Genomic DNA, 19,186 nt, shown 5'->3' with positions numbered 1-19,186 from the left:
GCCGAACGCGAAGCCCGGGCGCTGCGTGGACGCACGGATGCCGGAACGGCCCGCGCGGCGTATGGTGTGGCACGAATCGCCGTCGCCGGCGCATCGGCGTGACGACCGCACATCGTTGCCGAGAGTGGGAGGGCGACATGGACGAGCACGGCAGAGCCCGGGGCACGAGGTGGATCGCGGTCGTCGTCGGCGCGGTTGCGGGCCTGGCCTGGGCCGGCGCACTGCGGGCCTGGATGGCAGAGCTCGCGGGCTACGAGTCGCAGTTCAGCTGGGGCACCTTCGTCGGGGTGCTGCTGCCCGGCCTGCTCGTCGGAGCCGCGTTCGGGTGGGCCTCGAGCGTCGGATCGAGCCCGACGAAGGCGGAGCGGCGCCTGCTGCGCTGGTGCGCCGCCGCTCCCCTCGCCTTCGCGATCGCACCGCTGCTGCGCCCGGGTGCGGTCGCCGAGCTGTTCACGAACGGACTGGGCGGCGGCGCCGTGTACGTCGCCCTCGCCGCGATCGCGGGCGGCTACGCGCTCGGGGGGCGGAGGACCTGGGCGAGGATCGTGTGCGGCGTGCTCGCGCTCGGCTCCGCCCTCGCGGGCGCGCTGCTCGCCGGTCCGATGGTGCGCGGTCCGATGCTCGCACTCGACACCCCGCGCGGCGCCTGGCTCGCCGTGCTCGACCTCGCGCTCCTGCTCGTGCTCTACGCCGCTGCGAGCATCCCGTTCCGGCGGCTCGCGGCGAGCGCACATGCCGAAGGGGCAGGGCGCGTGAAGACGGCGGAGACGACGGATGTCCCGGCAGCACGTGCTGCCGGGACATCCGCTGATTCGACGCGCTGAGGCGCGCGGTTACTCGGCCCCCGCCTGCGCGCGACGACGACGCAGCACGACCGCGCCCACGCCGAGCAGGAGCAGCCCGCCCGCGACCGAGAGCGCGAGCCACGGGTCGGCCCCGGTGTCCGCGAGCCCGCCCGTCTGGCCCGACGACGCGGTTCCCGAACCCGTGGTGCCCGATCCGCTGCCGCTGCCGGCGTCGACCGCCGTCACGGTCACGGGTGCCCATCCGATGAGCGTGCCGTCGGCCGCCTGGATCGCGACCTTGTGCTCCCCCGCCGGAAGCGAGGCGGGCAGGGTCACCGTCACGACGCCGTCGAGGCCGACCGACGCGGATCCGAGGGAGACCGGGGTCGAGTAGACCGTGCCCCAGACCGTCTCACCCGCGTGCGCGACGCCCACGTTCACGGGGAGCTTCGCCCCGGGAGTCGCCGTGGCCGGCGCCGTGACGCCGCCTCGGTTCGCCTCGGTGAGCAGCGACTCGTCGATCGGCGCCGGCGCGGTGCCGGGGTCCGTCGGGTCCGTCGGATCGGTCGGGTCCGTCGGGTCCGTCGGGTCGGTCGGATCGGTCGGGTCCGTGACGACCGCACCGGGCAGCGTGCCGGTGCGCAGCGCGCCAGGGCGCTCGCCGTCGGCGAACCACCACACCGGGCGGGTCGTGACGAGCGACGGCGCCGGGTCGGCCGAGCTCAGCGACGCGGGAGCGGTCGCGAAGCCCTCGTTGTTGAGGTTCGGCATGCCCGCGGGGCGGGCGACGTGCACGATCGTCGGCTCGGCGCCCGTGAACGCGATGCGCGCGGCCTCGCCCTCGCAGCCGTTGTCGCACACGGCCCAGAGCTGGTCGAGCACGGTGTCGTAGTCGAGGGCCATGACGCCGCCGAGGCCCGGGTCGATCGAGGCGACCTGGGCGAACGATCCGTCGGCGTTCAGCGCGTACGCGTAGACCACGCCGTTGTCCTCGACCGCGACGAAGAACAGGCCGTCGCCGTGGCCGGGGTAGTCGGCGGGGTCGTAGATCGCTCCCGTGTTGGCGTCGACGAGTCCCTTCAGGTCGCTGTCGGCGACCCACTCGACGGCCTCGAGGCCCGTGTTCGCGGCGACCTGCGGAAGCGAGGCGGTGAGGTCCCACTCCTGTGCTGCGACGACGTCGGGGCCGGCTGCCTCGGGGTCGACCGCGAGGATCGTGTTCTGGTTGACGCCCTTGTTCGCGTTGTCCCGCTCGGAGGCGATGTAGATGCGGCCGTCGCCCGCAGCGGTGATGCCCTCGGTGTCGGGGCCGGCCTTGGCGGGGGCGTCGGCGTCGCGCTGGAACCGCACGCGCTTGCCCTCGGTCCACCCGTCGGCGAACGAAGCGCTGCCGTCTGCCGCCACGTCGAGCTTCCAGAACGTGCCGGTGCCGTTGTCGACGGCCCAGAGCACGACGCCGTCGGCCGTCTGCTGGGTGTCGAGGCCCGACGAGTCGCTCAGGAACATCGCCGCCTCGTCGACGACGGTCACGTCAGCCGCGCCGGGCCAGGCGAGCACCTCGGGGTCGGTCGGGTCGGTCGGATCCGTGGGATCGGTCGGGTCGGTGCCGCACGCGTTCGCGGCGCCCTTGGTCGAGGTCGTGCTGTCGGCGAAGGCGCCCGTGCCGTCGGGGCAGCGCGCCCACGTGACGGCGGCGTGCGCCGACCACGAGTACTCCGCGACCGTGGTGCCGGCTGCATTCCGGACCGTCGCGACATCCGCCGCGCCGAGGCCGAACGAGAAGTGCGTCGCGCCGTCGAACACGAATCGCGCGCCCGGTGCGAGCACGGTCCCGGATGCCACGGGCGTGACGTCGGCGGCATGACCCACCGGGTCGTTGTCCATGACGGTCCAGCCGGACAGGTCGACGGGCGTCGTGCCGGTGTTGACGACCTCGACCCAGTCGGTCGCGTCGCCGTTGGACTCGACCTCGTTGATCGCGATCGCGGGCAGCACGCAGTCGTTCGCCGCGCCGGGCGTGACGCGCGCGAGGGCGAAGTCGCCGGTGGCGTCGGGGCAGCGCGCCCAGCTCGCCGCAGCCTCATCGCCGTCGATCGCCGGGTGGCCGTTCCACGAGTACTCGTCGAGCAGGACGCCGGTCGTGTCGAAGAGGCGGATCGAGTCGGACCCCCCGATGCCGATCGCGGCCTGGAACTCGAGGGCCTTGCCCGTGGCATCCGCACCGATGGTCGAGGCCTCGACGACGAGACGCTGGCCTGCCGCGATCGACGAACCCGCTGCGAAGAACCAGCGGTGGTCGTCGCTGTTGTCGCGCACCTCGTAGCCGCTCAGGTCGACGGCCTCGGCGCCCGGGTTGATGAACTCGATCCAGTCCGCGGGACCGGAGTCGATCTCGTTCAGCAGCACCGAGCCGGGGGTCGCGGGTTCCTCGGGCTCGGCGCAGACGTTCGCCGCCCCGAGCGTGACGGCCGTCGCATGCGCCCAATCGCCGCCGTCGGCGCAGCGCGACCAGTCGGCGAGCGGCGCGGTGGCCGCGTAGGCGTAGGAGTCGACGACCGCATCCGCGGCGTCGACGAGCACGACCTCGTCGCCCTTGCCGAGCCCGAACGGGAACCCGAGCGGCGTCGCGTCCTTCTGCAGCACGAGGTACCCGCCCGCCGCGAGCGTCGTGCCCGCCGGGATCGTGCCGCGGTCGACGCGCTTGTCGTCCATGACGGCCCAGCCCGAGACATCCACCGGGGCGGATGACGCGTTGAAGAGCTCGATCGAGTCGACGGTGCCGTGCGAGGCGGTGTCGTAGACGATCTCGTTGACGACGACGCCGGACGCGCCGTCTGCCGCGAGCGCGGCGCCGGGCATCGCGAGCAGGGCGGCGCCGGAGGTCACGGCGAGCGCCGCGACCATCGCGGACGCGCGACGGATGGATGGGGGGAAGGGCATGGAGGGGCTCCTGACGAGATGTGAGGGGTCGCCGCCTACTCGACCGTTCGGCGCTGAACGGAGGGTGTCGACGCGGTGAACCCCCGGGGGCGGCACCATGTCGAGGTGTCGCGGACCCGGGCCCGCCCGGACTCAGCGCAGCACGGACCCGCTGATCGCGAGCGCCGCGCGTCTCGGCAGGAACCGCACGAGGCCTGCGTTGAGCGCATTGCCTCCGCCGGAGACGACGCTCGGCGGGGTGCTGCGTCGATCGAGTTCGCGGAGCGCGAGCCCGACGACCTCGGCCGGCGTCTGGAACCGACCGACCGCGGCGTCCTCGGTGCCGACGACCTCGAAGAACTCCGTGCGCGTCGCGCCGGGGCTCACGGCGAGCACCCGGAGACCCGTGTCGCGCGTCTCATGGGAGAGCGCCTCGCTGAAGCTCAGCACGAACGCCTTGGTGGCGCCGTACACGGCCATGTTCGGGCACGGCTGGTAGGCGGCCGTGCTCGCGATGTTGACGAGCACACCCCGGCCGTCGGAGACGAGGTCGGGCAGGAACTCGCGCGTGATGCCCACGAGCGCGGCGACGTTGAGGCTGACCATCTCCGCGATGCGCGCCGCATCGGCCTCGGCGAACGCGCCCTTCATGCCGAAGCCGGCGTTGTTCACGAGCGACTGCACCCGGATGCCCCGTTCGTCGAGCGCCGCACGCAGCGCGGCGGGTGCGTCGAGCTTCGCGAGATCGAGCGCGATCGACGTGACCCGCACGCCGTGATCGCGCTCGAGTCGCTCGGCGAGCTCGACCAGCCTGGCCTCTCGACGGGCGACCAGCACGAGGTCGGAGCCTCGGCGGGCGAGGCCGGTGGCGAACTCGGCGCCGAGCCCGGAGCTGGCTCCGGTGATGAGAGCGGTCGTGCCGCGGTAGGTCCTGGTCATGCGCACCAATGTAGACAGCGACAGCATTGTTGTCAATGCCTACATGCCGCTAGAGTGATCGGGTGACCGCGCGCACCTACCATCACGGCAACCTCCGACAGGTGCTCCTCGACCACGCCTGGCGCACACTCGACGTCGACGGACTCGCCGCGCTCTCGCTCCGACAGCTCGCGCGCGACGCCGGCGTCAGCCACGGGGCATCCGCGCGACACTTCCGCGACAAGCAGGCGCTGCTCGACGCGCTCGGCATCGCCGGGTTCGCTCAGCTCAACGGCGACCTCGCCACGGCGGCCGCCGGCCCGGCCCCCTTCGAAGAGCGGTTCCGTCGCGCAGGCCTCGCCTACGTCTCGTTCGCCGTCGAGCACCCGGCGATCCTCGCGAACATGTACTCGGCCAAGCACCATGCGGACGCCTCGGCCGACCTCGTGCAACTGAGCCACGCCGGCATGGCCGCCCTGGTCGACCTCATCAACGACGCCCAGCACGCGGGCGCCGTGCTCGCCGGCGACGCCGCCGAGCTCGCACTCGTCGCGTTCGCGGCCGTGCACGGCGTCGCAACGCTCGCCGTCGACGACCTGTTGAACGGCACGTCCTGGCACGATGCCGCCGAGGCCACGATCTCGTTCATCTGGCGCGGCCTCGCCGACCCCACGAGCGCGGTGGGCACATCACGGTGACGAGCACCTCGAGCGCCTCGAGCCTCGCCGTGGAGCCGCTCTCGAGGTGACGTCTCGGCTCAGTCGAGCGCCGGAGGCCGGTCAGGCGCCCGGCGCCCCGGCCGGATCGCCCGGGCCGGCCTGGGCGGCCGCACCCGCTGCGCACAGTCGCCGGCGAACCCAGTCGCCCGCATCCGCCTGCGCGAGCTCTCCCGACCGCACGAGCCGCACGAACTCGATCGCCTCGGCGCTCAGCCGCCCGTCGGCCGTGTCGGGCGCGTCGCGCAGCACGTGCGTCGTGAGCCACTGCGACAAGCGCCCGCCGATGCGGACCGTGACCGCGACGGTGCCGGCGAAGTGGCGCGCCTGCCCGTCGGTGTCGTCGTCGACACGACGGCGGAACCCGCGGCCGCGCAGCCGGTTGCTGCCGCCCGATCCGGCATCCGTGATCCACATCGGGCCGCGGCGCACCCCGCCGATACGCCCGAGCTCCTTGAGGAACCGGCGGTTCGAGTACCCGCGCGCGGCGAGGCGCTCGATCGACTCCGCGAGGGCGGCGCAGGCATCCATCCGTCAACCGTAGCGTCGGGTGCCGTGGCCCGTACGCAACTCCGGATCCGCAGCGCGACCCGCGGAGATCGGATGCCGCTTCTCGGCGTTTCGCGCGCCGTGTCCGGAATCGCGCACGTCGAGTCCCAGGTGCGCGAGCCCCGGGCGGCCGCCACCGGCATCCAGCGCTCAGAGCCCCTCGGCGATCTCCTTGATCGCGGCGAGGCGGCGGTCCCAGGCGGCGCCGATCGCGTCGAGGCGGCGCGCGGTCTCGCCGAGCTGCGCGCCGACCACGCGGAAGCGCACCTCCCGGCCGACGCGCACGGGTTCGACGAGCCCGACCTCCTGCAGCACGGCGAGGTGCTTCGCGATGGCCTGCCGCGTGACGGGCAGGCGCCCGGCGAGGGCCGACGCCGAAGCATCGCCCTCGCCGAGTGCGGCCAGGATCGACCACCGCGTCTCGTCGCCGAGTGCGGCGAACACGGGAACGAGGGTGTCGGTGCTCACGCGCCGCCCTCGAGCAGCGCGACGAGCTTGTCGAGTTCGGAGACCCACCCCTCGGCGTGCTCGGACAGGTTGCGCAGCGGATTCGAGGTGCGGTCGAAGCCGCGCTCGACGACGGTGAGCAGCGTGCCGCCGTCGACGGGCTCGAGCGTGAACGTGAAGTCGGTCGCGTGGTCGTCGAGCTCGTCGCGCAGGTGCCCGAGCGCGTCGTCGTTGCCCCACCGGTACGTGATGCTTCGGGGCGCGTCGACGGCCTCGATCGCGAGCGGCACGCGGCCGTAGCCCTCGAACGTGATGCTCCCCTGCGCCCCGGGGCCGGAGCCGTCGAGCTCGGTGCGGCCGAACCAGCGCGAGATCTGCTCGGGTTCGGTGACTGCACGCCACACCTTCTCGACCGGCGCGGCGATGCGGATGGTGCGACGCACGGAGAAGTCGGCCTCGTCGACGACGGATGCCTGGTTGTCGGTCATGCTCATGATTCTGTTCCCTTCGCTGAATACGTGCAACTCCAGAGTTGCATGTGCATCCGCGATGCGCAACCCTTGAGTTGCACTTTGCTGGGTCCGTGAGATCAGACGCGCCGCACCGGCTGTCGCAGCACCGTGCGCAGCTTCTCGGGTGCCGTGCGCCTGGCGTCGCTGAGGTAGATCTCGTGGTGCGGGCCGTTGAACGTCAGGCCGTGCTGCGGCATCCACTCGTCGTGCAGTCGCGCGAGGGTCGGCGCCTCGTCGTCGTAGGAGCCGACGTGCAGGATCTGCACCGATCGCCCCTCGTCGAGCAGCACGAGCCGCAGCAGGTCGAGCGCCGGACTCGGCTCCGACTTCGCCTTCGCCCCCTTCGCGCGCACGGCGTCGACGGCGTCGGCGACCGCCGACTCGTCGATCCACTCGGGCTGGTGCACGAGCATCGTCCAACTCCACGCCGACTTGTCGCGCGCGACGAACGCCGCCGGGTCGTCGGCTCGCCAGAGTCCCTCGAGCGGCGCGACCGTGAAGTCCCGCCCGACCTCTCGCCTGCTCGCGAACTTCAGCGCGTACGCCACCCCGAACAGCGCCTCGACCGCCTGCACGTAGGCCGCCGACGTGTTCGGATCGCCGTGCCCGTCGACCGCGAGGTACTGCATCGGCGGCACGTCGACGTCGACGAACGCCTTCGTCGACGGGGCGTACAGCGCCCGATGCGCGCGCTTGACGTCGTACTTCTCGGTCGTCGGCTCGGTCATGCCGCCGAGCGTACGCCGCTCCCCGGTCACGAGCTGTCCGGATGCCCCGGATGCCCCGGATGCCCCGGATGCCCCGGATGCCCCGGCCGGCACGGTTGCGGATCGCGGATGCCGCGAGCGGCCGTCAGCGCGCGAGCGCCGTGGATCCGACGACCGCGTCCTCCCACGACATGCCCGTGGTCTTGACCACGAAGGGCCGCATGCCGGCCGCAGCGCCGACCGCCGCGCCACCCTCGGCCTCGCCGGCGCGCCCGGTCACGACACCGGACAGCGGAACGAGGGATGCCGGATCGAGCAGCCCGTCGTGCACGGCCAGTACGACGTCACCGGCTTCGCGGAGGGCTGTCGCGACGTCTTCGACGACCACCGTCGCACGCGCGAGCAGCGCGGAGTCGAGTTCGCGTGCGTCGGCCTCGTGCGAGCCGACGGCGACGACGACCGCATCGTCGCCGAGCACCGAGGAGTCGAAGAGCGGCTCGCGCGCCGTCGTCGCGCAGATCACGAGCCCGGCCTCGGCGAGGGCCCGGGTGACGGATGCCGCGTCGGCCGCCGCGACGAAGTCCGCGCCCTGCAGCACGGCGGGGTCGGCGGGCGCGTGGCGGGCGACGTGCGTCACAGACCCGATCTCGAGCTCGGGGCAGACCTCGCGCAGCGCTTCGACGTGCGCGACCCCCTGCGGCCCGGTGCCGAAGACGACGACGTGCAACGCGCCGAGGTGGTCAGCGCCGGAGGTCGCATCGCGCAACGCGTCGCGGGACGCCGCGCGCGACCCAGCGCGAGCCGCGAGCGCCCGTCGGATCGCCGCCAGCGACACCGCGGGCGTGCGCACACTCGTCAGGGCTGCGCCGTCGAGCACGAGCGCGGGCGCCATGGTGACTGCGTCGAACACGAGGTGCACGCCCTGGATGCGCGGCAGCCCGCGTGACGGATTGCCCGGCGCGACCGTGAGCACCTTCACGCCGACCGCGTCGCCGACGGCAGACGGCATCAGCAGCGCCTCGGCGGTGCCGAGCGGCACTGCGCTGCGCGCAACATCCGTCGCGGGGTCGAACCCGGCGAGCAGCGCGGCCTCGAGCGCCTCGACGGCCGAGCGGTACCCGAGCCGAGCACGGGTGGCCGCGGCATCCAGCACCTCGATGCGGCCGCTCATCGCAGCACGAATCCCGGTACGAGCGGGTCGCGCGGGTCGACCGTGAACGTCGACGTGCCCGTGCGGTACGCCATGCCCGTGACGACGGGCACGACGGCATCGAAGCCGTCGACGACCGCGCGCTCGACCGCCCGAGCATGGAACCGCGAGCCGACGATCGAGTCGTGCACGAGGGTCTCGCCGAATGCGAGCTCGCCCTGCGCCGTGAGTGCGGCGACGCGCGCCGCGGTGCCCGAGCCGCAGGGCGACCGGTCGAGCTCTCCGTCGGCGAAGACCGTCGCGTTGCGCTGGTGCAGGCGCCCGTCGGCGTCGCGCCCGAGGCGCTCGAACAGGATCGTGCCGTAGACCCCGCTCAGGCGCGGGTCGCTCGGATGCTGTGCGGCACCCGAGTCGTTCAGCAGCCACTTGACCTCGCGGCCAAGGGCGATGAGCTCCGAGACGTCGCCCGGCTCGATCGAGAGTCCGACCTGCGCGACGTCGAGCATCGCGTAGTTCGCGCCGCCGTAGGCGAGGTCGACCGTCAGCTCGCCGCGGCTCGTCGACACGTGCAACCCCTCGGCGACGAGCCGGCTCGGCACGTTCACGAAGTCCACGCTCGTGACGGCGCCCGCGCCATCGGTCGAGACGCGCGCGACGACCCGGCCCGACGGCACGTCGATGACGACGTCGGTGACGCCGCTCGGGTCGACCGCGACCAGCCCGGTCTCGACGGCCCACGCGCCGAGCGCGATCGTGCCGTGCCCGCACGCCGTCGAGAAGCCGTCCTTGTGCCAGAACAGCACGCCGAGGTGCGCGCCCGCGTCGTCGGGCGGCGTGATGAAGCCGCCGTACATGTCCGCGTGCCCGCGCGGCTCGAAGCAGAGCAGCCGCCGCAGCCCGTCGACGGCCGGGTCGCCGATCGCGTACTCCCGGCGGTCGGCCACCGTCGCCCCCTCGATCGCCATGCCCGGCTCGGCGATGATCCGGAAGGGCTCGCCCGCCGTGTGGTAGTCGATGGTGCTGATCGGGTGGAGGGCGGCGCCGCCGAGGGCGGCCGCGCGCTGGTGCTGCGTCATCCCCCCATTGTCCAGCCCGGCGCCCGCCGGTGACATCCGCGCCGCTCGGGCGTAGCGTGAGCCGCGACGCGATCCGGCCGAACGTGCCCGGCGCGCCGAGGGGGTCACGATGGCCGAGGTCTCGCCCATCCAGCCGTGCCTGTGGTTCGACAGCCAGGCCCGCGAAGCCATGGAGTACTACGTCACGGTGTTCCCGAACTCGCGCATCCGCTCGATCGAACCCTACCCCGACGAATCCCTCGACGAGCACTTCGAGGGCATGACCGACAAGGTGCTGAACGGCCAGTTCACGCTCAACGGCGTCGACTTCGCCTGCCTCGACGGCGGCCCGCTGTTCATGTTCGACGAGGCGATCTCGTTCGTGGTCTCGTGCGCCGACCAGGCCGAGATCGACCACTACTGGGCGGCGCTCTCGCACGTGCCCGAGTCGGAGCAGTGCGGGTGGTGCAAGGACCGCTTCGGCATCAGCTGGCAGGTCATCCCGGCGAACATGGGCGAGCTCACGAAGCGGCCCGAGCAGATCCAGGTGATGATGCGCCAGAAGAAGGTCGTCATCGCCGAGCTCGAGAACGCGTGAGCGGATGCCGCGGGCGGCCGCCCGCGGCATCCGTCACCGCCTCGATCGCTCAGCTCCTCGCGCCGCCGCCCCGTCGCGCAGCACGGGTGCGTGCCTCAGGTGCGCGCTTCGAGCGCCAGACGACCGGCGAGCAGCACGTAGGTCGCGGCGAACGTGCGCCGCATCCAGGCCACGACGCGCGGGCGGCCGATCACCTGGCTGCGCATGGTCGCGGCGAAGACGCCGTAGATCGCGAAGACGACGAAGGTGACCGCCATGAACACCGAGCTCAGCAGCACCATCTGGAGCGTCGCGTCGGGAGCCGTGGCCGGCACGAACTGCGGCAGGAACGCGAAGAAGAAGATCGTGAGCTTCGGGTTCAGCAGGTTGATGAGCACTGCCGTGCCCGTGACCCGCCAGAACGAGACGGGGGTCCGCTCGGTGTCGACGGCGATCGTCGAGCGATCGCGGATCGACTGCCAGGCGAGGAACAGCAGGTACGCGACGCCCAGCCAGCGCACGATCTCGAACGCCACGGCGCTAGCGTGCAGCAGCGCCGCGAGCCCCGTGATCGCGGCGATCATGTGCGGCAGCACCCCGACCGTGCACCCGAACGCGGCGATCAGGCTGGCGCGCCGGCCGCGCGACAGTCCGGCGCCGATCGTGTAGACGGCTCCCGTGCCGGGCGTCGCCACGACCACGAGCGTCGTGAGCAGGAATGCGATGGTCACCGGGCCCCCTTCGGTCTGGCCCATCCTGCACCCTCGCGCCGACACCCGCCAGCGCGGGCCTGCGCGCCCGGGTCAGCGCCCGTTGACCTTCTCGATGTCCATGACGAGAATCACCCGGTCGGCACTGTCGGCCGGCGCCTGGGCGTGCGGGTCGCCGTAGCGCTGCCCGAGGCGCACGTAGAACGCGCCCTCGGGGTCGGGAATCACCTCGGCGAGCCGTCCGCGGACCTCGACGTAGCGGTGCGGGTTCTCGGGGTCGAGCGCCTCGAGCGTCATGTTCGGGTCGGCCTGCAGGTTGCGGAACTTCGCACGCTTCGTCGTGTGCGTGAAGCGGATGGTGCCGGATTCGGCGTCGTGCTCGAACCACATCGGGTTCACCTGCACGCCGCCGCCGGGTCGCACCGTCGCGAGGTGTCCGAAGACGGGCGCAGCGAGGATGCGGGTGGCGTGATCGTCGAGTTCGTTGGTCATGACAGGCACAACCGGGTGGGCGCCGCGTGCATTCCGCCCGGCGCATGCGTCGCGCTCGGTCAGATCTCGGTGTGGCCGAGGTCGGCCGCGGCGAGCGTGCGCACCACCGGGTCGGCGAAGCCCTCGAACTCGAGCACGACGACCTCGTTCGCCCCGGCTCGCGTCACGGGCGCCGGCACGATGAGCGTGCGCTGCGGGCCGCGACGCCAGTACCGCCCGAGCAGGAACCCGTTGACCCACACGAGGCCCTTGCCCCAGTGCAGCGTGTCGAGGAACAGGTCGGCGGGCGCGGCGAGTTCGAGCGTTGCGTGCGCGAACGCGGGGCCCGCGACGGGCACGGAATCGTGCGCGACTGCTGCACGCTCGCCGACGACGGCGGGCACGCGCTCGAGGTCGATCGGCCGGACGCGCCAGCCCGTGAGCTCGACGCCGTCGAGCTCGACTCCGCCGATGAGGCCCTTGTGCTCGCCGAGGCGCGTGCCGTAGTCGACGCGTCCCTGGTCCTCAACGAGGATCGCGAGCTCGCCGTGCGTGCGAGGCAGCACGATCGAGCGCTCGTGCGCGTCGCGCGACATCACGCCGACGGGCACGCCGTCGAGCAGCACCCAGGCGCGGTCGCGCACCTCTTCACCGACGGTGAGGACGCCGGGAGCGTCGGGCGATCCCTCGAGCGCGGTCGCGAACAGGGCGAGTCCTCGATAGTGCTCGAGCGCATCGAACGTCGGCACGCGATCGTGCCGCTCGTCGACGCCGAGCTCGCCCGCCTCGGCCGCCGACAGCAGCGACGGCCCCACGGCGAGCGGTGCCTCGAGCACGGGCGCCGGAGCCGCGGCATCCGGAACCTCGTCGGGCACCGGCGCGTACCGCGAGATCACCTCGCGGAACGCCCAGAACTTCTCGGTCGGGTGCCCGGCCTCGTCGAGCGGGGCGTCGTAGTCGTAGCTCGTCGTGATCGGCGCGTAACGTCCCTTGTCGTTCGCGCCGTTCGTGAGCCCGAAGTTCGTGCCTCCGTGGAACATGTAGATGTTCACCGACCCCCCGGCGGCGAGCAGCAGGTCCAGTTCGTGGGCGGATGCCGCGGCATCCGTCGTGTGGTGGTGCGAGCCCCAGTCGTCGAACCAGCCGCACCAGAACTCCATGCAGACGAGCGGGCCGGTCGACTGGAACTCGCGGAGCGTCTCGAGGCGCTCGAGCGTGCGCGAGCCGAACGAGCCCGTGAGGTGCAGTCCGGGCAGGCTGCCGTCGGCGAGCATCTGCGGCGTCGGTTGGTCGATGGTCGTGAGCGGCACGGTGATGCCGGCCGCGCGCGTGACGTCGACGAGGTGCTCGAGGTAGCGCTTGTCGGATCCGTAGGCGCCGTACTCGTTCTCGATCTGCACGAGCACCACCGAGCCGCCAGTGTCGACCTGACGCGGCACGACGATCTCGTAGACGTTCCGCAGGTACTCGGTCACGGCCTCGAGGTAGCGCGGCTCCGAGCGGCGGATGCCGACCTCGCGGTCGCGGAACAGCCACGCGGGCAGGCCGCCGTTGTCCCACTCGGCGCAGATGTACGGACCGGGGCGCACGATCGCGTGCATGCCCTCGGCGGCGACGAGATCGAGGAACCGGCCGAGGTCGAGTCCGCCCGAGGCGTCCCACTCGCCCGGGTGCGGGGCGTGCCGGTTCCAGGCGACGTAGGTCTCGATCGTGTTCAGGCCCATGAGCCGCGCCTTGCGGATGCGATCGGCCCACAGGTCGGGGTGCACGCGGAAGTAGTGGAGCGCACCCGAGAGCACGCGGAACGGGGCTCCGTCGAGTTCGAAGTCGGTCTCGCCGATCGCGAAGCGGCTCTGGGGAGGCTGGGCGGTCACGGGGCATCCGTTCTGGGATCGACCGGCTGGGCCGGCGGCGGTGGTGTGGTCGTGCGGTGGTGCGGGTGGTGCGCGGCGGGGCCGGCCGACGAACGCCGACCGACCCCGCCGAGGGTGCTACTCGTTGACGCTGAAGCCCTGGTCGTTGCCGTACGACACGAGCTGGTCCTGCCAGTTCGCGAGGGCGTCGTCCAGGTCGGAGCCGTTGGCGTACGCCTGGCCGACGGTGTCGCCGAAGATGCTGTTCGCGTAGACCTGGTAGGGCAGGTACTGCCAGCCGGTCGAGACGTCCTTCGAGGCCTGCGTGAGCACCTCGTTGATCTTCTGGCCGCCGAAGTAGTCCGACTCGTAGGCGAGGAAGTCGGGGTCGCTCAGCTCGGCCGTGGTCGACGGGAACCCGCCCGACTGCAGGAACACGTCGATCGAAGCCGGGTCGGAGTTCAGCCAGCGCAGGAACGCCGCGGCGAGCGCCGGGTTCTCGGACTGCTTGGTGACCGACTGGCCGCCGCCGCCGTTCTCGGCGGCGACGGGGGTTCCGTCATAGGTCGGCATCGGGGCGACCGCCCAGTCGCCGGCCGCGTCGGGCACGCTCGACTCGAGCACGCCCGGCATCCAGGCGCCGATCACGAGCGAGGCGATCGAGCCGTCGCCGAGGCCCTTGTACCACTCGTCGCTCCAGCCGGGGGTGTCCGAGAGCAGGCCGCCCTCGATGAGCTGGTTCCAGACGCCGGTCCACTTCTGGGTGCCCTCGTCGGCGAGGTCGATGGTCACGTCCGTGCCGTCGGCCGAGAACGGGCGGCCGCCGGCCTGCCAGATCATGCTCGTCGTGAAGCCCGAGTCGCCGGTGTCGGCGGTGATGTACTTCGTCGGGTCTGCGGCGTGCAGGTCCTTCGCCGCCTGCACGTACTCGTCCCACGTGGTCGGCACGGCGATGCCGAACTCGTCGAAGACCTTCTTGTTGTAGAACAGGGCCATGGGGCCCGAGTCCTGCGGCAGGCCGACGAGCTGGTCGCCGACGTTCACGGCGCCCCAGGTCGAGGCGCTGAACTGGTCCTCGAGGCTGTCGAGCCCGTACTGGCTCAGGTCGACGAGCGAGTCCGAGAGGGCGAACTGCGGAATGGCGTAGTACTCGATCTGCACGACGTCGGGTGCGCCGGAGCCGGCCTTGATCGCGTTCTGGAGCTTGGTGTACTCCTCGGTGTTCGTGCCCGCGTTGACGAGTTCGACGTCGACCTTCGGGTAGGCCTTCTCGAACGCGGCGACCTGGGCCTCGGCGCTGGGGGTCCAGCTCCAGTAGGTGAGCTTTCCGCCGGCCTCGAGGGCCGCGTCGAGGTCGGAGGCCGAGCCGCCGGCGTCGGAGCCGCTGCCGCCGTCGCCCGAGGAGCACGCGGCGAGCGTGCCGATGAGCGCTGCGGCCGCGACGACCGAGAGGCCGCGCCTGACCGTGGAACGAGAGATGCGCATGGTGGTTCCCTTCACTTCGTTGTGTTCGTGATGTGCTGTACGGCTCGGGGCAGGACGCTCCGACGAGCGGATGGTGCGGTGGAGCCCGTCGTGCAGTGCCGCTCGGTCACTGCTTGACGCTTCCGGCGCTGAGCCCCGACTGCCAGAACCGCTGCAGGCCGAGGAACGCGACGACGATGGGGACGATCGTGAGCAGCGAGCCCGTGATCACCAGGTTGTAGATGGGCTGCGCGGCGACGCCCGAGGCCTGCGCGCTCCACTGGTTGAGGCCGACCGTGAGGGGGTACCAGGTCGGGTCGCTCAGCATGATCAGCGGCAGGAAGTAGTTGTTCCACGTCGCGACGACGGTGAACAGCAGCACCGTGACGATGCCGGGCGCGAGCAGGCGGATCGAGATCGTGAAGAACGTGCGGAACTCCCCCGCGCCGTCCATGCGGGCCGCCTCGAGCAGTTCGGTGGGCACCGAGTCGACCGCGTACACCCAGATCAGGTAGAGGCCGAAGGGGCTGATGAGCGACGGGATGATGATCGCCCACGGCGTGTTCGTGAGGCCGAGCTGGCTGAACATGAGGAACGTCGGCACCGCAAGCGCGGTGCCGGGCACGGCGATCGCGCCGAGCACGACGGCGAACACGGCCTTGCGCCCCGTGAAGCGGAACTTCGCGAGCCCGTACCCGGCGAGCGTCGCGAGCAGGGTCGCCCCGCCCGCGCCGACCACGACGTAGAGCAGCGTGTTCCCGAGCCAGCGCACGAAGATGCCGTCGTTGTACGTCAACGTCTCCCAGATGTTCTGGAACAGCACGAAGTCGTCGCCGAACCAGAGTCCGAAGCTCGAGAACAGGTCGCCTTGCGTCTTCGTGGCGTTGATCACGAGCCAGATGAGCGGCACGAGGCTGTAGACGACGAAGATGCCCATGAGCAGCGTGAACGCGACCGACTTGCGCGGGCGGAGCGGCGACGAGTACTTCGGGCGGTAGGCGCGCCGGCGGCGGGCTCCGGAGGAACGGCCGGCCGCGGCATCCGTCGTGGTCATGACCTCGGTCATGGTGCTCATCGCTCTTCCTTCCGCGAGCCGCGCAGCTGCACGACGTAGGCGATCACGGCGGTGAACACGCCCATGACGATCGCGACCGTGGCCGAGGCGTTGTACTGCTGGCCGTTGAACGAGAGGTTGTAGGCGTACATGTTCGGCGTGAAGTAGGTCGTGATGATGTTCGGCGCGAGCGTGCGCAGGATGTTCGGCTCGTTGAAGAGCTGGAAGCTGCCGATGATCGAGAAGATCGTCGCGATCACGATCGCTCCGCGCAGTGCCGGGAGCTTGATGCCCGTGACGACGCGCATCGGGCCGGCCCCGTCGAGCTCGGCGGCCTCGTAGAGGTCGGTCGGGATGACCTTGAGCGCCGAGTAGAAGATGAGCATGTTGTAGCCGACGAACTCCCAGGTCACGATGTTGCCGATCGAGACGAGGATCCACTCGCGGGCGAACGGCGTGACGATCGTCGAGCCGAGCCAGTCGTTGAGGTTCGCGGCGAGGCCGAAGTTGTCGCCGTAGATGAAGCCCCACATGAGCACCGCCACGACGGCGGGCACGGCGTAGGGCAGGAAGATCACGATGCGGAAGAAGCCGGATGCGTGCAGGCGGGCGCTGTCGATCGCGAGGGCCGCGACGAGCGCGAGGCCGAGCATGACCGGCACCTGGATGAGCAGGAACAGGGTGACGCGGCCGAAGCCCTCCCAGAACTGCGGGTCGCCGAAGAGCGCGAGGTAGTTCTCGAAGCCGACGAACGCGTTGCCGCCCACGAGCTGCTCGCGGTAGAGGCTGAGATGGATCGAGTAGGCGACCGGCGCGATGAAGACGAGCAGGAACACGACGAGGAACGGGGCGACGAACGCGAGGCCCTTCCATTCGCTGCGGGCGCGGGTTCGCCGGCGGGGCGGCGGTGCTGCGGGTGCCGCGGTCGACCGTGTCGCCGCGGGTACGGACGTCGTTGTCATCGGATTCTTTCTGATCGCCGGGATGTTTACGTCAACATCTCGTGTCGACACCGTAGCATGTTGACGTGAACATGCGCCAGTCTTCTGCAAAGGCGCAGCGAGGGAGCACCCCATGACGACGACCACAGGCCCGGGCACCGCCCCCGGCCGCCGCCGTGCGCCGTCGATGGCCGACGTCGCGCGCGAGGCCAACGTGTCCGGCCAGACCGTGTCACGTGTGTCGAACGGCCGCGACAACGTCGACGCCGCGACGCGCGACCGCGTGCTCGCCGCGATGGCCAAGCTCGGCTACCGCCCGAACAGCGCCGCCAGGGCCCTGCGCACGGGCCGCTTCCGCAGCATCGGCGTCATCATGTTCACCCTCTCGAGCTTCGGCAACATGCGCACCCTCGACGCCATCACCACCGCCGCGAGCGACGCGGGCTACTCGCTCACGCTCATCCCCGTGCCGCACCCCACGAAGGGCGAGCTCTCGGTCGCCTTCGACCGGCTCGCCGACGCCGCTGTCGACGGGGTCATCCTCGTGGTCGAGGCGCACCTGCTCGACGAGTCCGACGTCGAGCTGCCCGACGGCCTGCCCGTCGTGATCATCGACGCCTCGGGCGACGAGCGCTTCCCCGGCGTCGACACCGACCAGGCGCACGGCGCGCGCCTCGCCGTGCAGCACCTGCTCGACCTCGGCCACGAGACCGTCTGGCATCTCGCCGGCCCCGAGCGGTCGTACTCGGCCACGCGCCGACGCGACGCCTGGGCGGCGACGCTCGCCGAGCACGGGGCATCCGCACCGCCCGTGCTCGTCGGCGACTGGTCGACCGAGGCCGGCTACGAGTTCGGGCTCGAGCTCGCCGCGAACCCGGCCGTGACCGCCGTGTTCGCCGCCAACGACCAGATGGCGCTCGGCGTGCTGCGCGCCATGCACGAGACGGGCCGCGCCGTGCCGGGCGACGTGAGCGTCGTCGGCTTCGACGACATGTCCGAGTCGAGCAGCTTCTGGCCGCCGCTGACGACCGTGCACCAGTACTTCGGCGAGGTCGGCCGCCGATCGGTGGAGGCCCTGCTGCACGAGGTCGAGGCAGGCGAACGCCGCGGTAATTCGCTCGTCGACGTCGAACTCGTGGTCCGGCAGAGCACCGCCGCGCCGCGCCGCTGAGACTTCTGCGTGCGCGTTCCGCACGCGCGGACGCGAATGGTCGCCATTCCGCCCGCCGAACGACCACATGCGTCCGCACGATCGGAGTTGCGGCGATGCGGACACGGGCGATGGGCGACGTGGACGTCGCGCAGGCCTGCGGGGCGCACCGCGCGCGCCCGCGGCATCCGCTCGATCAGGTGACGGATGCCGCGTCGGCCGCCCTGCGATAGCGATCGGCGTAGACGCGCAGCAGGTCGCGCAGCTCGGGCGGCGACTCGACCGTGAAGTCCATGCCGAGCATGCCGATGTAGGCCGCGATCGTGTCGAGGCTGTCGGCGCCGGTCACCAGCATCGACTCGTCGGGCGAGACCGCCTCGACGATGCCGACCGCGGAGTGGATGCGCTCGAGCACGGCCGAGGCCGGTGCCGCGATGCGCAGGCGCGCGTGCACGATCCATCCGCTCACCGCGACCTGCCGCATGGTGAACGCCGTGTAGTCGCCGCCGGGCACGAGCCGCGGATCGAACCGGCGCCGCGTGGGCATGCGCGGGCGCATGCGGTCGGCGCGGAAGACGTCCCACTCCCCCGATTCCGGGTCGCGTGCGACGAGGTACCAGCGGCGGAGCCAGGACAGCAGCCGGTACGGCTCGACGAGGCGCGGCACGTCGCTGCGATCGTCGCCGCGGTCGCCGTCGCCACGGTCGCCGTAGTCGAACCGCAGCCACTCGACCGAGCGGATCGCCGTCGCGATCGCGCGCAGCACCTCGGGGTCGACCTCGGGGTCGGGGGCATCGGTGTCGTTGTTCGCCGGAGCGTTGTCGACGACCGTCGCGAAGGCCTCGACGGTGGGTCGCAGGCGCGGCGGCAGCACCTGCTCGAGCTTGGCGAGCGCGCGGCGGCTCGACTCGGCGACCCCGGCGACCCCGGTGGCGGCGCGCAGGCCGATCGCCACCGCCACGGCCTCCTCGTCGTCGAGCAGCAGCGGCGGCAGGCGCCCGCCCGCGCCGAGCCGGTACCCGCCGATGGAGCCGCGCGTCGCGGCGACGGGGTAGTCGAGCGCGCGCAGGCGCTCGACGTCGTTGCGGATCGTGCGCGTGGTGACGCCGAGCCGCTCGGCGAGCTCGGGCCCCGACCACGACGGGCGCGACTGCAGCAGGCCGAGCAGGGCCAGCAGGCGACCGGCCGTGTCCGTCATGGAATCCTCC

19 protein-coding genes are annotated in these 19,186 nt (G+C 71.8%); 4 read left to right on the top strand and 15 right to left on the bottom strand.

The features are described from left to right. Positions 1 to 137: 137 nt before the first annotated feature. The gene (locus BM342_RS05365) at positions 138 to 824 is read left to right on the top strand and encodes a hypothetical protein (RefSeq protein ID WP_092964414.1); all 687 of its coding nucleotides are present in this window, start codon (positions 138 to 140) and stop codon (positions 822 to 824) included. A 9-nt stretch (positions 825 to 833) separates the two neighbouring features. Here BM342_RS05365 and BM342_RS05360 read toward each other — a convergent pair whose 3' ends face one another. Further along, positions 834 to 3,725 (bottom strand): lamin tail domain-containing protein, encoded by a 2,892-nt coding sequence (locus BM342_RS05360; RefSeq protein WP_092964413.1) that lies wholly within the window; start codon positions 3,723 to 3,725, stop codon positions 834 to 836. Positions 3,726 to 3,857: 132 nt separating this feature from the next. Then, positions 3,858 to 4,643: an SDR family NAD(P)-dependent oxidoreductase gene (locus BM342_RS05355; protein ID WP_092964412.1), complete on the bottom strand. Its 786-nt coding sequence runs from the start codon at positions 4,641 to 4,643 to the stop codon at positions 3,858 to 3,860. A gap of 62 nt (positions 4,644 to 4,705) precedes the next feature. Between BM342_RS05355 and BM342_RS05350 the strand changes: the two genes are divergently transcribed. After that, positions 4,706 to 5,320 (top strand): TetR/AcrR family transcriptional regulator, encoded by a 615-nt coding sequence (locus BM342_RS05350; protein ID WP_092964411.1) that lies wholly within the window; start codon positions 4,706 to 4,708, stop codon positions 5,318 to 5,320. 81 nt (positions 5,321 to 5,401) lie between these two features. On the opposite strand, the gene BM342_RS05345 is transcribed toward BM342_RS05350, so the two are convergent. The 6 genes from BM342_RS05345 to BM342_RS05320 form a co-directional block, all read right to left on the bottom strand. Beyond that, entirely contained in the window at positions 5,402 to 5,869 is a 468-nt protein-coding gene (locus BM342_RS05345) for a hypothetical protein (protein WP_092964410.1), read from the bottom strand. Between the two features lie 168 nt (positions 5,870 to 6,037). Beyond that, positions 6,038 to 6,355, bottom strand: a complete 318-nt coding sequence (locus tag BM342_RS05340) for an ArsR/SmtB family transcription factor (RefSeq protein WP_092964409.1) — start codon at positions 6,353 to 6,355, stop codon at positions 6,038 to 6,040. After that, positions 6,352 to 6,822, bottom strand: a complete 471-nt coding sequence (locus BM342_RS05335) for an SRPBCC domain-containing protein (RefSeq protein WP_255368543.1) — start codon at positions 6,820 to 6,822, stop codon at positions 6,352 to 6,354. The genes BM342_RS05340 and BM342_RS05335 overlap by 4 nt, the downstream gene beginning before the upstream one ends. 101 nt (positions 6,823 to 6,923) lie before the next feature. Further along, positions 6,924 to 7,574 carry a GyrI-like domain-containing protein gene (locus tag BM342_RS05330; protein ID WP_092964408.1) on the bottom strand — a complete coding sequence of 217 codons (651 nt, stop codon included), beginning with the start codon at positions 7,572 to 7,574 and terminating at the stop codon, positions 6,924 to 6,926. 124 nt (positions 7,575 to 7,698) lie between these two features. Next, positions 7,699 to 8,724, bottom strand: coding sequence for an ornithine cyclodeaminase family protein (locus BM342_RS05325; protein WP_092964407.1), 1,026 nt, complete (start codon positions 8,722 to 8,724; stop codon positions 7,699 to 7,701). Then, entirely contained in the window at positions 8,721 to 9,779 is a 1,059-nt protein-coding gene (locus tag BM342_RS05320; protein WP_092964406.1) for a proline racemase family protein, read from the bottom strand. Before BM342_RS05320 ends, BM342_RS05325 begins: the two co-directional genes overlap by 4 nt. 109 nt (positions 9,780 to 9,888) lie before the next feature. Between BM342_RS05320 and BM342_RS05315 the strand changes: the two genes are divergently transcribed. After that, positions 9,889 to 10,356, top strand: a complete 468-nt coding sequence (locus tag BM342_RS05315) for a VOC family protein (protein WP_092964405.1) — start codon at positions 9,889 to 9,891, stop codon at positions 10,354 to 10,356. Positions 10,357 to 10,451: 95 nt separating this feature from the next. Here the strand turns inward: BM342_RS05315 and BM342_RS05310 are convergent, their stop codons facing one another. The 6 genes from BM342_RS05310 to BM342_RS05285 form a co-directional block, all read right to left on the bottom strand. Continuing rightward, positions 10,452 to 11,066, bottom strand: a complete 615-nt coding sequence (locus tag BM342_RS05310; protein ID WP_092964404.1) for a LysE family translocator — start codon at positions 11,064 to 11,066, stop codon at positions 10,452 to 10,454. Between the two features lie 72 nt (positions 11,067 to 11,138). Beyond that, positions 11,139 to 11,537 (bottom strand): PPOX class F420-dependent oxidoreductase, encoded by a 399-nt coding sequence (locus BM342_RS05305; RefSeq protein ID WP_092964403.1) that lies wholly within the window; start codon positions 11,535 to 11,537, stop codon positions 11,139 to 11,141. A 59-nt stretch (positions 11,538 to 11,596) separates the two neighbouring features. Beyond that, a complete protein-coding gene (locus tag BM342_RS05300) occupies positions 11,597 to 13,390 on the bottom strand; it encodes a glycoside hydrolase family 35 protein (RefSeq protein ID WP_092964402.1) in 1,794 nt (597 codons plus the stop codon). Between the two features lie 117 nt (positions 13,391 to 13,507). Next, on the bottom strand, positions 13,508 to 14,854 hold the full coding sequence (locus BM342_RS05295) for an ABC transporter substrate-binding protein (RefSeq protein WP_092964401.1): 1,347 nt from the start codon (positions 14,852 to 14,854) through the stop codon (positions 13,508 to 13,510). A 106-nt stretch (positions 14,855 to 14,960) separates the two neighbouring features. Then, entirely contained in the window at positions 14,961 to 15,908 is a 948-nt protein-coding gene (locus BM342_RS05290) for a carbohydrate ABC transporter permease (RefSeq protein WP_369823107.1), read from the bottom strand. Continuing rightward, positions 15,905 to 16,849: a carbohydrate ABC transporter permease gene (locus tag BM342_RS05285; protein ID WP_092964400.1), complete on the bottom strand. Its 945-nt coding sequence runs from the start codon at positions 16,847 to 16,849 to the stop codon at positions 15,905 to 15,907. The genes BM342_RS05290 and BM342_RS05285 overlap by 4 nt, the downstream gene beginning before the upstream one ends. 112 nt (positions 16,850 to 16,961) lie before the next feature. On the opposite strand from BM342_RS05285, the gene BM342_RS05280 reads away from it, so the two are divergent. Continuing rightward, positions 16,962 to 17,999 (top strand): LacI family DNA-binding transcriptional regulator, encoded by a 1,038-nt coding sequence (locus BM342_RS05280; protein ID WP_255368542.1) that lies wholly within the window; start codon positions 16,962 to 16,964, stop codon positions 17,997 to 17,999. 175 nt (positions 18,000 to 18,174) lie between these two features. Here the strand turns inward: BM342_RS05280 and BM342_RS05275 are convergent, their stop codons facing one another. Continuing rightward, entirely contained in the window at positions 18,175 to 19,176 is a 1,002-nt protein-coding gene (locus BM342_RS05275; RefSeq protein WP_092964399.1) for a helix-turn-helix transcriptional regulator, read from the bottom strand. Between the last annotated feature and the right edge of the window lie 10 nt (positions 19,177 to 19,186).

Origin of the sequence: Agromyces sp. CF514, from assembly GCF_900113185.1 — a bacterium.
Classification (GTDB): Bacteria; Actinomycetota; Actinomycetes; order Actinomycetales; family Microbacteriaceae; genus Agromyces.
Note: the sequence above shows the minus strand (reverse complement) of the source record. Positions and strands in the feature narration are given on the sequence as shown.

What these genes read in the sequence shown, in the direction of transcription:
- BM342_RS05295 (WP_092964401.1), bottom strand. Translation starts at nt 14,854, where the DNA reads ATGCGCATCTCTCGTTCCACGGTCAGGCGCGGCCTCTCGGTCGTCGCG.
- BM342_RS05275 (WP_092964399.1), bottom strand. Translation starts at nt 19,176, where the DNA reads ATGACGGACACGGCCGGTCGCCTGCTGGCCCTGCTCGGCCTGCTGCAG.
- BM342_RS05280 (WP_255368542.1), top strand. Translation starts at nt 16,962, where the DNA reads ATGACGACGACCACAGGCCCGGGCACCGCCCCCGGCCGCCGCCGTGCG.
- BM342_RS05285 (WP_092964400.1), bottom strand. Translation starts at nt 16,849, where the DNA reads ATGACAACGACGTCCGTACCCGCGGCGACACGGTCGACCGCGGCACCC.
- BM342_RS05345 (WP_092964410.1), bottom strand. Translation starts at nt 5,869, where the DNA reads ATGGATGCCTGCGCCGCCCTCGCGGAGTCGATCGAGCGCCTCGCCGCG.
- BM342_RS05305 (WP_092964403.1), bottom strand. Translation starts at nt 11,537, where the DNA reads ATGACCAACGAACTCGACGATCACGCCACCCGCATCCTCGCTGCGCCC.
- BM342_RS05330 (WP_092964408.1), bottom strand. Translation starts at nt 7,574, where the DNA reads ATGACCGAGCCGACGACCGAGAAGTACGACGTCAAGCGCGCGCATCGG.
- BM342_RS05365 (WP_092964414.1), top strand. Translation starts at nt 138, where the DNA reads ATGGACGAGCACGGCAGAGCCCGGGGCACGAGGTGGATCGCGGTCGTC.
- BM342_RS05355 (WP_092964412.1), bottom strand. Translation starts at nt 4,643, where the DNA reads ATGACCAGGACCTACCGCGGCACGACCGCTCTCATCACCGGAGCCAGC.
- BM342_RS05360 (WP_092964413.1), bottom strand. Translation starts at nt 3,725, where the DNA reads ATGCCCTTCCCCCCATCCATCCGTCGCGCGTCCGCGATGGTCGCGGCG.
- BM342_RS05325 (WP_092964407.1), bottom strand. Translation starts at nt 8,724, where the DNA reads ATGAGCGGCCGCATCGAGGTGCTGGATGCCGCGGCCACCCGTGCTCGG.
- BM342_RS05315 (WP_092964405.1), top strand. Translation starts at nt 9,889, where the DNA reads ATGGCCGAGGTCTCGCCCATCCAGCCGTGCCTGTGGTTCGACAGCCAG.
- BM342_RS05335 (WP_255368543.1), bottom strand. Translation starts at nt 6,822, where the DNA reads ATGACCGACAACCAGGCATCCGTCGTCGACGAGGCCGACTTCTCCGTG.
- BM342_RS05290 (WP_369823107.1), bottom strand. Translation starts at nt 15,908, where the DNA reads ATGAGCACCATGACCGAGGTCATGACCACGACGGATGCCGCGGCCGGC.
- BM342_RS05320 (WP_092964406.1), bottom strand. Translation starts at nt 9,779, where the DNA reads ATGACGCAGCACCAGCGCGCGGCCGCCCTCGGCGGCGCCGCCCTCCAC.